We start from the raw sequence: 12,163 nt of genomic DNA on the forward strand, positions 1-12,163 counted from the left end.
GAACAGGAAGGAGCAGACCGTGGCGTATTTCCGGCCAGTAAAGAAGACGTTCCATTTCTCCTTGAACAAGGCCAAGACGGCGCGGGCTCCAGTCTCGATCCGAAATTCCTCACATCAGTCGCTGACGGGCTGGCCGGTAATTTCGGACACCTTGGCTTTGCACTTGCCAGAGGCGGAGCTGGTTAGCACAACTTCACCGAAAGCCCTCTCCACTTGAGGGAGAGGATGGATAGGCGCATGCGGCATGAGCCGCATGATCTCTTTGCTCGTGCTTGAACCATGGCCATTGCGGCGGTATGCCCGGAGCCATGGCCACGGTTCAAGTCCGGCAACTTCTCGCAGGACGCCCATGGCCGCTGGTCCTGCATCGTCTGTGAGATCGATCGGGCGACGACCAGCCGGACAGACATCGTCGGCATCGACCTCGGGCATAAGACGGCGGCAAAGTGCTCCGACGGGCCTGGAGTTGGAACAGGCGCGGTTCTACCGCGATCTGAAGCCGCAACTGTCTGAGGCGCAGCGCGCCGGGCGCAAGCGCTAGGGCAAGACCTTCCACGCCAAGATCGCCAACCGGCGAGAGGACGCGCCATAAGTTCTCTCGCGCGGTGGTGAACCGCTCGGGAGCCGCCATTGTCGGCACCATCTCATCCCCCTGGCAGATTGCATCCGGCGCCGGCAAGGCAACCCTTGATGTGAGTTGGTCCATGTTGCGTCACTTCCTTGATTGCGATCACGCAGGAGTGGCCTTTGCCCCGGTGGACGAGTCCTACTCAACGCAGACCTGTCCTGGGTGCGGTGCGCTCAGCGGCCCACACGGTCGGGCGGGACGGGCTTGCGATCAGGCATGGGGTGTGCGGCGATTGCGGGTCGGTTCACGAGCGCGATCAGAACGCCGTGCTGACCATTGCCCGTCTCGGGTGCGAGACGCTGGGTCTGAAGGGACCGGGAACCCTCGCCCTCTAGGACGAGGTGGCATCACTCTGACGCACGCAAATAAAGGGGAATTGCGGTTAGAAGCGCGCAAAAACTCCCGCTAACTGGCGCGGCGAGGAGCATAACTTTGTATTCAAGAGGCCAAAGCAGGATAAGCGTCAGAATTTCGCCGAGCAGAGCTACTGCAATGTAAATGATCATAACATCGTCCCCGCGTTATGAATTGTGTCACCCGCCCCCTTATTGAACTTGAGTGCCCTGAACACGGCTATGCCGACGGTGTGGCGAGGTTAGGGCATGAGGGGCTGCAGAAAGGACCTCCTCAGATCCCGCTTGGTTGCACGGGGCGGACGAAGAATAGGGCCCTTGGGGGCAGTTTCTTTTTCTTCTCTGTGACGGCTCCTCGTCGTAAACAACGAAGATTCTGACGGCTCACGCTGCCATGCTTTCTGTTCAATGGCCGCTGCGATCCTATAGATCGTCTGACGCAGGCCTCCATAGACAGGGGCGTAGTGACCGCCCGCCCTCAGTGCCACGATCCCGAGGCGCTTGATGTTGTCCGCGGCATTGACGTCGCGGTCGTGTTCCACTCCACAGGCCTCACAGATCCAGCGCCGGACTGAATGCGGCATATTGGCCGCCTTCACGCCACAGCGTTAGCACGTCTTCGACGTCGCCGCCCAGTGGTCGATCTTAACCAGGTGCTTGCCGGATCGCTCGGCCTTGAGCCGATTTTCGTGATCAACCCGGACCAGCCCGCGTCGCTGACGTGTTTGGCAAGCCTGCGATTCTTGAGCATGTTCTTAACCGCCAGCGTCTCCACAACGACCGCTTGGTTTTCGTCGACCAGTTGTTTCGACACTTTGTGCTGGAAGTCACCTCTTGAATCCGCCAGATGCTCATGCGCCTTGGCAATCTTCAACCGAGCCTTCCCGGTTCTTCGATCCTTTCTTCTTGCGGGAAAGGGCCTTCTGATTCCGCCGTAAATTTCGCTGTGCGCGCTTCAGAAAACGGGGATTGTTAGTCTTGCGGCCTCTGCTCTCGGTGAGCAGGTTGGCAAGGCCAGCATCGGCCCTGAGAACCTCATCCTCGGAGAGGATGGCCACAGGCACCGGTGTCGCCACCTCATCTTCATTGAGGATCGAGGCAAAATACTTGCCTGAGGCTGTTCTGATCACTGTAATGGATTTGATGTCACCGCCGATCGGACGGTGGACCACGGCCTGGGTCGGCGCAGCCACCTTCGACAGGCTGACGCTTTGATCCCTGACGGCCAGGTTACCCGAGCAAGGATAGCTCGCTTGCTCATCGTATTTCCGCTTAAACCGCGGAAAGCGGGTGCGTCCCACAAAGAAGTCGCGGAACGCTCGATCGAGGTTGCGGCACGCTTGCTACAGGGCGAGGATGTCATAGTCCGCCAGCCATGCATACCGCCGACAGTTTCTCGCCACGGACCCGATAGCGGTGCTTCTTGATCGCCAGCGCTTTGTTGTAGACGAAGCGCACCGCCCCAAATTGCCGGTTGAGAAACTCAACCTGCTCGCAATTTGGATAAAGACGGACTTTGACACGAAGCGTAGAGAAGATATAGAACCTACAGCGAGCAAAGCCAAGCTAGCGCTTGGCAGGCGCACCTATCCATCCTCTCTCTGAAGTGGAGGCGGCTTTCGGCGCATTTTCTGCTTACGATGCCTGCCAGGCCTCATCTTAACTGCCGATTGGCAGTTTTCGCGCTAGCACCTGCCCGACGGTTAACCTCGGTCGCCACGGCCGACCAGAACGGGAGACCGTACTCGCTGCCACTTGCTCGGCAGTAATCGCCTGCTGCAGGGCTCGGGCATGGACTGCTCTCCCTTCATACATAATCAGGCAGACACCCTCGTACTCAACAGCAATGAGACCGGCTCGAGCCTGGAGCATTGGACGATGAGACGGAAGGGCTCGAATGTATGCGATCAGGCGCTTCATGTCCGCTAGTATGGACAGGATATTCGACAGGTCACGTGATCGGCCCGCCTAACCCCATCCTGGCTTCGCCTAGGAGGAGGCATGCGGCGGGCGTCTGGTCAAAGTCTATGGCCCCACGTAGCGCCATTCTAGTACTACAGCCGGGCCTTGCGTCGGCGCCGTGTGCGCTTGCGCCAGTGGCATTCACGGGCGCGTTGCTGATGGCGCCGGCGCCAGGTTGACCAGTGCTCGACCGCCTCAACCGAAGGCGGCCGCTCCCACACCAGATGCCAGAGCAGCCGCCGCACTTCCGGCACGGTGAGCGGCAGCAACCCCGCGGCCCGCACGACGGGGGCTTCTCCCCCCGATGGCGTGCTGGCGCACGATGGTGAGATAGGCATGCGCCAGCATGGACAACGTGATGTGCCGGTGCCAGCCCGTCCACGCGCGCACCTCGTACTCGTCCAACCCGGTCTCACCCTTGGCTTCCTCAAAGCAGCTCTCGATCCGCCAGCGCTGGCCGGCTATCCGCACCAACTCGGCCAGCGCCGTCTCCTCCGGCGAACGGGTGAGATAGAACGTGAACTGATGCGGGCGGCCCTTCTTGCGCCGGATCAGCAGGCCGGTCTTCCAGCCCGGCGCTGGCGGCGTGCGATACGGCAGATAGGCCCAATCGTACAGCCGTGGACCCTTGGCGCCATCGCCGGCGCTGAGCCGCCGCCAGCCTCTGGCCGGCACGTCCTCAAGCCAATCCGCGACGGGCTTGAACCCGAGCCGCTGGGCCGTGACCGCCAGCACATAGCCGCGCCCGTGCGCCTCGATCAGGCGCCGGGTCTGATGGTCGGCGCCATACACGCAGTCGCCCACCACCCACGTGCACGGCACCCCGGCCGCAAACGCCCGCTTCAGCATCGCCTGCCCGAGCTTCGGCTTGGTGGTGAAGCCGACCTCCTCCGGCACGCCCGCTTCATCACGGCGTGCGGCGTCAGAGGCCCAGGTCTCGGGCAGGTACAGCGCCCGGTCGATCAGGGCATGACCATGCCGGCTGGCATAGGCGAGAAACACCCCGATCTGACAGTTCTCGATGCGGCCTGCGGTGCCGGAGTACTGGCGTTTGACGCCGGCCGACTTGTCACCCTTCTTGAGAAAGCCGGTCTCGTCGAGCACCAGCACGGCGTCAGGATCGCCCAGGTGCTCGACGACATAGGCGCGCAGGTCATCGCGCACGGCGTCGGCATCCCAATGCATGCGGGCAAGGAAATCCTGCACGCCATCAGGGCTGGCATCGCCGGCCGCTTCCGCCAGGTGCCAGCCGTTCTTGCGCTCCAGCGGCGAGAGTAGACCCTGCAGGTAAGCCCGGGCGCGTCGGCGCGGCTCGACGCGGCTGAACCGGGGAGCAATTCGGGCGACGAGATCATCCAGTTGATCGGCCCAGCGGTGGGCCTCGCTTGCGTGCGTCATGGCGCGACACCTCCGTGTCTAAGACAACGCACAAGGCCCGGCTGTAGTACTAGATGTTTGGTGGCGGAACGTTGTTGGGACCGGGTGCGTTGGGCGATTGAGGAGTATACTTGGCGCTTTGACGGCCTGCGGCGCCGAACTCCTCATCGAAGGAGGACGTGATGCACTCCATTCATCCGCAAGCCCGCACCACCCCGGCCATTCGGAGCGAGATTGCCCGCTCACACGAGCCCACCGGCGTGCTGGCCCAGCGCTTTAGTGTGAGCACCGAGACCGTCCGCAAGTGGCGCAAGCGCGGGGCCAAGGACTGCCAGGACCACAGCAGCCGGCCGCACAAGCTGCCCTGGAAAGCCACTGAGGAAGAGCGGGCCATTGTCTGCGCCCTGCGCCAGGCCACCGGCTTTCCGCTCGATGATCTGACCTTCGTGGTCACGCACTTCCTGCCCCATCTGAACCGCGATGCGGTCTACCGCATCCTCAAGGCTGAGGGGCTAGGACGATTGCCCCCGGCGCAGCAGCGCAAGCGGGAGAGCGGCACGTTCAAGGATTATGATCTCGGCTTCGTCCACATCGACATCAAGCACTTGCCCAAGCTGGAAACCGCCAATGGCGAGAGCCGCAAGCGCTTCCTCTATGTCGCCATCGACCGCTGCTCGCGCTGGGTGCACCTGGCGGTCAAAGACGATGAGCTGGCCACAAGCGCGGTCGCCTTCCTGAAAGAGGCGATCCGCGCGTTCCCCTTCAAGGTCACCCACGTGCTGACGGACAGAGGATCCTGCTTCACGGCTGATGGCTTTGAACACGCCTGCCGCAAGCTGAAGGTGGAGCATCGCAAGACCAAACCCTACACGCCGCAGACCAACGGTCTTGTGGAGCGCTTCAACGGCCGGGTGCAGCGCGAGGTGCTGGGGATCACGATCTATAGCCATCGTGATCTCGAGACGCTGCTCAAAGGCTTCAACCAGGCCTACAACAGGCGACGCCAGCGCGTGCTCAAGGGGGCTTCACCCGAGCAAGTCGTGCACCGGCGCCTCGCCGCCGAGCCCAACCTCGCCAACGCGCGCTTCAAGCCGCCAGATCGATACGCGTTGGCCCAAGCCCTCCACGTCGTCGCTCACGCCAAGGAGGTCTCGCATCCAGACAACTAGAGCATCGGACGGAAAGGTGGATCCACGACGCCCCACGCCTCTCCGCAGGGCAGAGGTGGGGAACCGAGCGGGTCCGACAAATCGTCCGATGCTCTAGTGCGAGTAACATAATATGGCCATAGCAATTCATTGGAACGCTGGCTTTGGCTGGCAGGTATTATGTTGCGGCAAGATATCATGGAGGATTACCCATTCCCGTCCTGGAGCTGAGCAGGAACCGGAGCCATAGAAGTCTCGAAGTTCGATGTTGAGTATCGTTGCTGAGGATAGCATGGCAGTGGAGATTGAGCGCTGTTGGCACAGCCGGAGACTATCGGCTATCGCGCCGGGCAAGTTATAGTAAAAGGTCAGTCTCGGGCGCTTGCATGCACTCTGCAAAACCTCTCATCCGGCGGAGCACTGCTAGCGTTCGCAATCGCGGTCGACCTGCCGCCCGAGTTTGAGCTTGAGGCCCCGAGTCTTAGCCTGCGGCTTGGGGCTCGAGTGACATGGAACCGGGCCGAGTTGCATGGAGTCGAGTTCATCTGGCCTCAGCATGAGCGTCTCGGTAAGCCACGATAGCTGGCCCGATAGCACGAACAAATGGAGCATCTTTGCCTAGGTTTGTTGCTGAGATGGGGGCACGTCAGGTTCGCCATAAAGGATGACATTTGGCTTGCTGCGGGCGATGCTTACCTCATGTGGAGTCGGCGGCATTGATCCTGTGCCGAGTATGAGAAGCGCACTTAGCGTCGCACAAGAGAGAATGATAGCCGAAAATGCATACGAGTAACAAGGCGGAAACGGCCGATCATGGCCCCTGTAGCCGCTCATCATAAGCCCCTGCAGTCGCGTCACACTGCGCTCTGCCGCCCATCATGGGAGCTATGGCGGAAACTGGGTGATGACGGTGTGAGAAGGGCGGCGTATCGAGGCGGGTGTCGAGCCTGCCAGAACCTCTTCGAGAGAGCGATACGCCATGAACGAGACTACCAACATTGTCCGCTTTCGTCAGCCCGATACGATTGACGATCCCCTGACGGATATTCTCCGAACCGGCGCCCGCAAGTTGCTGGCCCAGGCCATCGAGATCGAGGCTGAGGCCTTTCTCGCCAGCATGCGCGAGCTGAAGCTGCCGGACGGGCGCGAGCGCCTGGTCCGGCACGGGCATGGCCCCGAGCGCACGATCCAGACCGGCATCGGTCCGGTGGCCGTCAGCCGGGTCAAGATCCGCGATCGCGGCGATGAGGGAGAGGACCGCATCCGCTTCACCTCGGCGATCCTGCCGAAATGGGCCCGACGGACAAAGAGTTTGGATGCGCTGCTGCCAATCCTCTATCTGCGCGGGCTCTCCACCGGAGACTTCCAGGAGGCGCTTTCAGCCTTGCTCGGCAAGGACGCCCCGAACCTCTCGCCGTCCGCCATCACCCGGCTCACCGGCGAATGGCAGGCCGAGTACGAGCGTTGGCAGGTCCGCGATCTCTCGGCTCGGCACTACGTCTATGTCTGGGCCGACGGGGTCTACCTGCAGGCCCGGATGGAGGACCAGGCCGAATGCATCCTGGTGCTGATCGGCGCCACGCCGGAAGGCAAGAAGGAGCTGGTCGGCTTCCAGGCTGGGGTGCGCGAGAGCGCTCAGAGCTGGCGCGAACTGCTCGTTGAAATCAAACGTAGGGGCTTGGCCATCCCGCCCCGGATGGCTGTTGGGGATGGAGCTCTCGGCTTCTGGAAGGCGCTCGACGAGCTCTTTCCCGGCACGCATCATCAGCGCTGCTGGCTGCACAAGACGGCTAACGTGCTCAACAAAGCGCCGAAGTCGGTGCAGCCGGGCATGAAGGTGGCCCTGCGCGAGATCTACCTCGCGCCCACACGAGCCCAGGCCGAGGTGGCCGTCGATCTGTTCGAGGAAGCCTATGGGGCACGCTACCCGAAAGCCGTGGAGTGCGTGCGCAAGGACCAATGGGCGCTGCTGGCCTTCTATGACTGGCCGGCCGAGCACTGGATCCATCTGCGGACCACGAACCCGATTGAGAGCGTGTTTGCGACGGTGCGGCACCGGACCGTGCGCACCAAGGGCTCACTGTCGCCAACCACCGCCCGCCTGATGGTGTTCAAGCTGGTGATGGCGGCCGCAAGAAGCTGGCGGAGGTTAATGGGCGAAAACCAGTTGCCGAAGGTGATCGCCGGTGTCAAATTCCCGGACGGCATCGAGATCATTCAGATGCCGACAAACAGCGCCGCCTGATCGGCCCCGTCACCTAAATTCCGTCATAGCTCCATCATGGGCGCGCAAACGGCACAGTTTGTACCTTTGATGATATTACAAACGGTCCGAAAGACCACCGGAATGACGCCGTAGGGTAAATTCGACCTGCCAGCCGACGCGCTGGGAATTTTGACGAATGCGAAAAGGGGGGACGGACTCGGTCGCCGTCCTGCGGCCCACTCCTAAATCCCCCGCGCGAGGGCTTACCCTCGATGGCATCTGGCAAGCCTCTCAGGATGCCGGTTGCACGGCACAGGGCGCAAACGCCCCTCCACAATCCATACCGACACGCAGCGCTACCGCAAGCACATCGTGCCTGCCCTCGGTTCCGTCGCCGGAACCAACCTGATCACCGACCGCGTGCGCCTCAATGGCGGCGTTGAGCGCGGGCAGATCGGTTTGGTCTGCGATAGTGTCGGCGGGGTACATCACGTCGCTAATGATGCTTGCGGTGACTGCGCGATTTTGCATCGCCTAGGAAGTAATCATCCGGATCGGAATCGAAAGCTCTTCCATGGCGACGACCCAGGAGTTGCTGAGCTATCCTTTTGAGAGCCATTCTAAAATCGCTCCTATCCCTTTGAGTTTATTGCGCAACAGCGGCGAGTATCTAGGCTCGAAGGTGGTCTCCAAAGGAGCCACAAGCGTGGAACGGGTTGTGGTCACGCGGACAGGGGATGATGTTTGGTCGGTATCGCACAAGGGGCGGACCGTCTCAGTTCACGCCACTGAGGAACAAGCACTCTCAGTCGCTTTTGCCTTGGCCTCAAATCGTCGGCAGGAGGGGTTTGAGGCGGTTGTCGTAGTTGCGGCGGGAGGGGGTGAAGACGACTTCAACCACTCGAAAGACTGATCATCACAATGCCTGACGCCTTTTGTGAGAGTTCTGTGCAATGGATGATGATGACAAGCTCTTGATGGTCGATAAGGTGTCGCCAGCTACCGATAAGTTGTCTCGTGTGCTCAATCGGCTCGGCTTGTTGATAGCATTAGAGCATCGGACCCAAAAGTGGATCCACTTTTGGGTCCGATGCTCCACTCCATGAAGTGCGCATCGTTCGGAGCGGAAAACCGGGTCCACTTTTCAGCACGATGCGCTAGGCATCATCGCTTGGACTGTCGTCTACGCGCTTCTGTTCGCGATCCATCGAACGATCAGCGATGGTATCGTCGAGCAATTTCGATAAAGGGCTTGCTTAAGAGGCTGCGATTAGACAGCCTCGTCTGAGAATTCCCATGTGCCGCTGAGAAAGCAGGAGCGGATGATGCAAGGCCTTCGGTCGGCAGAAGGCCTGCAACGGTTCACGAGCGTGTTTCCAGCCGTCAGAAACCTGTTTGTTCTGCCCCACTCGAACCCGTTTGCCCTTGCCACCCACCTTCACCGCCTTCAGGCCATGGCAGCATGGAAAGCCGCGGAAGGCGTGCTCGCCTGAAGCCAACGAAGCAGGGTTTACTGCGGTCTCCGCAAGTTTACGTGACATCACCCGATTCAGAAATCAGGATTACGAGGAGGACTGTCTGTAATCGGTGCCATAAGATCAATCATGGTCTGAGCTGGGATTGTGACGACAGATGCAGCGGTCAGCGTTGCGATGGAATGATCCATGCGCTTCAGGACGAAGATGCGCTGGTCACTCAGATCGCCAGGGATGAGGTAGTTCATGATCTGCCGGTTCCCATTCGGCAGGGCCTTATAGCGGCAAGCCCAGCCTGTGACGATCAGGTAGACGCTGTCCGGGGCAGCGCCCTCGCGGATCAAGTCAGTGTGGGAGACAATAGGCTCAGGCTTCTGCGAGAGGGCCTCCAGCACTGTTCTGTCACCTTATGGCAGTTCGATGTAGTTGCTGAGCTTGTGGATTAGCAGGTTCATCAAGGATGTACTCGGATGAGCGTATGATCATACTAGCATAGGTGGCACCTGCCTTCGCCCGAGCCAAAGGCGAACCATGGAGCAGGCACAGCATTCGTAGGCATGAAAGCTCCATTCGGAAAGTCAAACTTCCATACTTCTATGGTTATTTACCTGATAATGCTGTGATTTAGAGCTTGGGCGGCTTTATTCCCGAGTTTTGTCTGGTAGCCGACAGACAGAGTGGTTATCCCCTTTTAAGTTTTGTTAAATTTTCCAAGAGAGAGGGGAAGCAAGATGGCCGAGCAAGTGATCCCATTGCTGCCTGATCAGGCTTTTAGGGCATCCCACCCGTCAGGTCGTCCTGCGCGAGCGGTGACGACGATTCTGCTCTGCGACACCTCTCTTTTGCGTTCCGGACTTCAGGGCATTCTGCGGGGAGGGCCGTTTGCTCCGGCCGTGACAGCATCAACTGCCAATGCAACTCGCATGCAGGATGTGGTGTCGGAGTCTGCCCTTGTTCTTATCGAAGCCGGTCAGAACATCAGTTACCTGCTTGATGTGGTCAGATGGGTAAGAGCGCAGTATCCGAAAGCTCGGATCGTAGCCTTGGCGGATCGGGTCGACCTCGACTTCCTGCGGTTGGGCCATCAGGCTGGCGTGGACGGCTTCTGTTCAGCAGCCAGCGCCCGTGAGGTTCTGATCAAATCCCTTGAACTGGTGATGTTGGGAGAGCCTGTGATTCCCTCTGCGGTCCTTCGTTCTGTCACGGACGGGGCATTCGCTTGCCCTCAACAGCCACCTCATGAACATGGATCAGAAGTGCCGAACTCCTCTGACCTGATGGGATGCAAACTCTCTGCGCGAGAAGTGCAAATCCTGAATTGCTTGCGGCAAGGAGCGCCTAACAAAGCCATCGCTCGCAGACTGGATGTGACTGAGGCCGCGGTGAAAGTCCACATCCAAGCCATCCTGCGCAAGACTGGTTTGGCCAATCGCACTCAAGCCGCCATATGGGCCTCCAAGTGCATGTCACAGCGAAATGGGGCATCTATGAATGTCTGAGGTGGGGATGACTGAGATTGCGGTCGGAGTTCAGGTTAGCATCAACTTCAATCCCTCCGAAACCGATGAAGAGCTTTTCCGAGGGCATAGTCAGGCGGGTAGATGTGACCATTCTGGCAGGGCGCTCCTTTGTGCTCATAGTCAGGAATGAGGTCATTCTTGACCAATCGCACCGGATCAGGCCCGATTTCCCTGTTTTCGTCCGGTATGAATGCCGTAGAGGCTGAGCGGAACATCGTGCCAGCTCGGACGCAGGGAAAGCCGTGAGGCTGCCGCCGCGACTGCGATGTTGATGGGCTTGAAGGGACTTGGGGCAGAGTTTGCCAGCGTGCTCTTGTCAGAGGGGTTGTTCCGGACGTTTTCCAATCGCAAGGAGGTCGCAGCTTATGCAGGGTTGGTTCCCACGCGGTGGCGAAGTCGGTCTGTCAGCCATGAGCAAGGCATCTCGAAAGCTGGCAATGCCCGGTTGCGGACGAGCATGATCCAGCTGGCCTGGCTCTGGCTCCGCCATCAGCCGCACTCCCGTCTGACCCAATGGCTCTACACTCGTGTGGAGCTCTAGCGCAGCCGTGGTTGGAACGAGGATTGTGCCACTGACTCGAAAGCTCTTGATCGCGCTGCGGAAGTATATCTCTGCCAGGGTTGCGATCGAGAGCGCTGTCATCAAGGCAGCATAGCTCCCGGATCTCCCATTGCTCCCATCTTCCGAGGTATGATTGATCCAGGTGGACGAACCGATGCCCGAGGCGCTGGAGACGACGACGCTCTTGAGTCGGAAATCCAGAGTGACCCTGGCTTGGACGAGACCACCCAGCGGGCCGTAATCGAGGCAAGGCGCGGCCAAGACCGTTTCCGCCTCAATGTCGAAACCGTCGAGCAGCCCTGCCGCGTCACTGGCGTGACTGACCCACGCCTACTCCGGGCCAGCCACATCAAGCCCTGGCGGTCCTGCGCGACCAGTGCCGAGCGGCTCGGCGGGAACAACGGGCTGCTGCTCTGCCCGAATGTCGACCACCTGTTCGACCGGGGCTATATCTCCTTCCACGATGACGGGCGCATCCTCGTCTCACCTTTGGTTGATGCCACCCAGATTGCGCGGCTCGGGATTTCGACGGCACCGCAGCTGAACGTGGTCGCCTTTAGCGCGAGACAGGCCACATACCTCGCCTTCCACCGTGAAAGCGTATTTCTTCATGGTCGCTGAGCAGCAAGACAGGGCTGTAGGAAGGGAGGCTCGCCAATCCACGATCATGGACCCGGACTGGTGCAACTTGGTGTGGACACCATGGGTGCTTCACTCCGGTATCAACACACCTGTTCGCCGATGGCGCTTATGATCGGGGCCAGCTGATGAGTGAAGCCGCCTACCGGGATCTCGTGATCGAGATCGTGCGCAAGCTGCCCGACCAGCAGGGCTTTTAGGTGCTCGCGCGAAGGTGGGTCGTTGAGGTAGTCTTTACGCAATAGACAAAAGCGGACGTGCTCACTCTCCGGGCTGGTGGGCAGCACATAGCG

Annotated in this window: 10 protein-coding genes and 3 pseudogenes; 10 read left to right on the plus strand and 3 right to left on the minus strand. The window is 60.2% G+C overall.

The features are described from left to right. Positions 1-747: 747 nt before the first annotated feature. Complete coding sequence (locus BB934_RS27985) at positions 748-963, plus strand: hypothetical protein (protein WP_157934359.1); 216 nt, start codon at positions 748-750, stop codon at positions 961-963. Positions 964-1,391: 428 nt separating this feature from the next. Here the strand turns inward: BB934_RS27985 and BB934_RS27990 are convergent. Both BB934_RS27990 and BB934_RS27995 read right to left on the minus strand, forming a co-directional pair. Then, positions 1,392-2,520, minus strand: a pseudogene (locus BB934_RS27990) (RNA-guided endonuclease InsQ/TnpB family protein); the annotation flags it as partial. Between the two features lie 618 nt (positions 2,521-3,138). Next, on the minus strand, positions 3,139-4,341 hold the full coding sequence (locus BB934_RS27995) for an IS701 family transposase (RefSeq protein ID WP_237050449.1): 1,203 nt from the start codon (positions 4,339-4,341) through the stop codon (positions 3,139-3,141). Between the two features lie 161 nt (positions 4,342-4,502). On the opposite strand from BB934_RS27995, the gene BB934_RS28000 reads away from it, so the two are divergent. The 5 genes and pseudogenes from BB934_RS28000 to BB934_RS28025 form a co-directional block, all read left to right on the plus strand. Beyond that, positions 4,503-5,489 (plus strand): IS481 family transposase, encoded by a 987-nt coding sequence (locus BB934_RS28000; protein ID WP_099513293.1) that lies wholly within the window; start codon positions 4,503-4,505, stop codon positions 5,487-5,489. A gap of 294 nt (positions 5,490-5,783) precedes the next feature. Next, positions 5,784-6,050: a PilZ domain-containing protein gene (locus BB934_RS51030; protein ID WP_418294776.1), complete on the plus strand. Its 267-nt coding sequence runs from the start codon at positions 5,784-5,786 to the stop codon at positions 6,048-6,050. 397 nt (positions 6,051-6,447) lie between these two features. After that, complete coding sequence (locus tag BB934_RS28010; protein ID WP_099513295.1) at positions 6,448-7,713, plus strand: IS256 family transposase; 1,266 nt, start codon at positions 6,448-6,450, stop codon at positions 7,711-7,713. Positions 7,714-7,977: 264 nt separating this feature from the next. Then, a complete protein-coding gene (locus BB934_RS47400; RefSeq protein ID WP_157934360.1) occupies positions 7,978-8,286 on the plus strand; it encodes a hypothetical protein in 309 nt (102 codons plus the stop codon). Between the two features lie 671 nt (positions 8,287-8,957). After that, a pseudogene (locus tag BB934_RS28025) lies at positions 8,958-9,167 on the plus strand (IS6 family transposase); the annotation flags it as partial. 56 nt (positions 9,168-9,223) lie between these two features. Here the strand turns inward: BB934_RS28025 and BB934_RS28030 are convergent. Next, positions 9,224-9,544: a Crp/Fnr family transcriptional regulator gene (locus tag BB934_RS28030; protein WP_099513298.1), complete on the minus strand. Its 321-nt coding sequence runs from the start codon at positions 9,542-9,544 to the stop codon at positions 9,224-9,226. Between the two features lie 336 nt (positions 9,545-9,880). Here BB934_RS28030 and BB934_RS28035 point away from each other — a divergent pair, with 336 nt between their 5' ends. The 4 genes and pseudogenes from BB934_RS28035 to BB934_RS49385 form a co-directional block, all read left to right on the plus strand. Beyond that, the gene (locus BB934_RS28035) at positions 9,881-10,648 is read left to right on the plus strand and encodes a response regulator transcription factor (RefSeq protein WP_099513299.1); all 768 of its coding nucleotides are present in this window, start codon (positions 9,881-9,883) and stop codon (positions 10,646-10,648) included. A gap of 292 nt (positions 10,649-10,940) precedes the next feature. Continuing rightward, the gene (locus tag BB934_RS28040) at positions 10,941-11,210 is read left to right on the plus strand and encodes a transposase (RefSeq protein WP_237050507.1); all 270 of its coding nucleotides are present in this window, start codon (positions 10,941-10,943) and stop codon (positions 11,208-11,210) included. A gap of 234 nt (positions 11,211-11,444) precedes the next feature. Further along, positions 11,445-11,852 (plus strand): HNH endonuclease, encoded by a 408-nt coding sequence (locus BB934_RS28045; RefSeq protein ID WP_157934361.1) that lies wholly within the window; start codon positions 11,445-11,447, stop codon positions 11,850-11,852. A 95-nt stretch (positions 11,853-11,947) separates the two neighbouring features. Further along, positions 11,948-12,067 (plus strand): annotated as a pseudogene (locus BB934_RS49385) (IS5/IS1182 family transposase); the annotation flags it as partial. Between the last annotated feature and the right edge of the window lie 96 nt (positions 12,068-12,163).

The organism is Microvirga ossetica, from assembly GCF_002741015.1.
In the GTDB taxonomy this organism is placed as follows: Bacteria; Pseudomonadota; Alphaproteobacteria; order Rhizobiales; family Beijerinckiaceae; genus Microvirga; species Microvirga ossetica.

Coding starts and splice junctions, on each gene's coding strand:
- BB934_RS28000 (WP_099513293.1), top strand. CDS start 4,503: ATGCACTCCATTCATCCGCAAGCCCGCACCACCCCGGCCATTCGGAGC.
- BB934_RS28010 (WP_099513295.1), top strand. CDS start 6,448: ATGAACGAGACTACCAACATTGTCCGCTTTCGTCAGCCCGATACGATT.
- BB934_RS27995 (WP_237050449.1), bottom strand. CDS start 4,341: ATGACGCACGCAAGCGAGGCCCACCGCTGGGCCGATCAACTGGATGAT.
- BB934_RS28040 (WP_237050507.1), top strand. CDS start 10,941: ATGGGCTTGAAGGGACTTGGGGCAGAGTTTGCCAGCGTGCTCTTGTCA.
- BB934_RS28035 (WP_099513299.1), top strand. CDS start 9,881: ATGGCCGAGCAAGTGATCCCATTGCTGCCTGATCAGGCTTTTAGGGCA.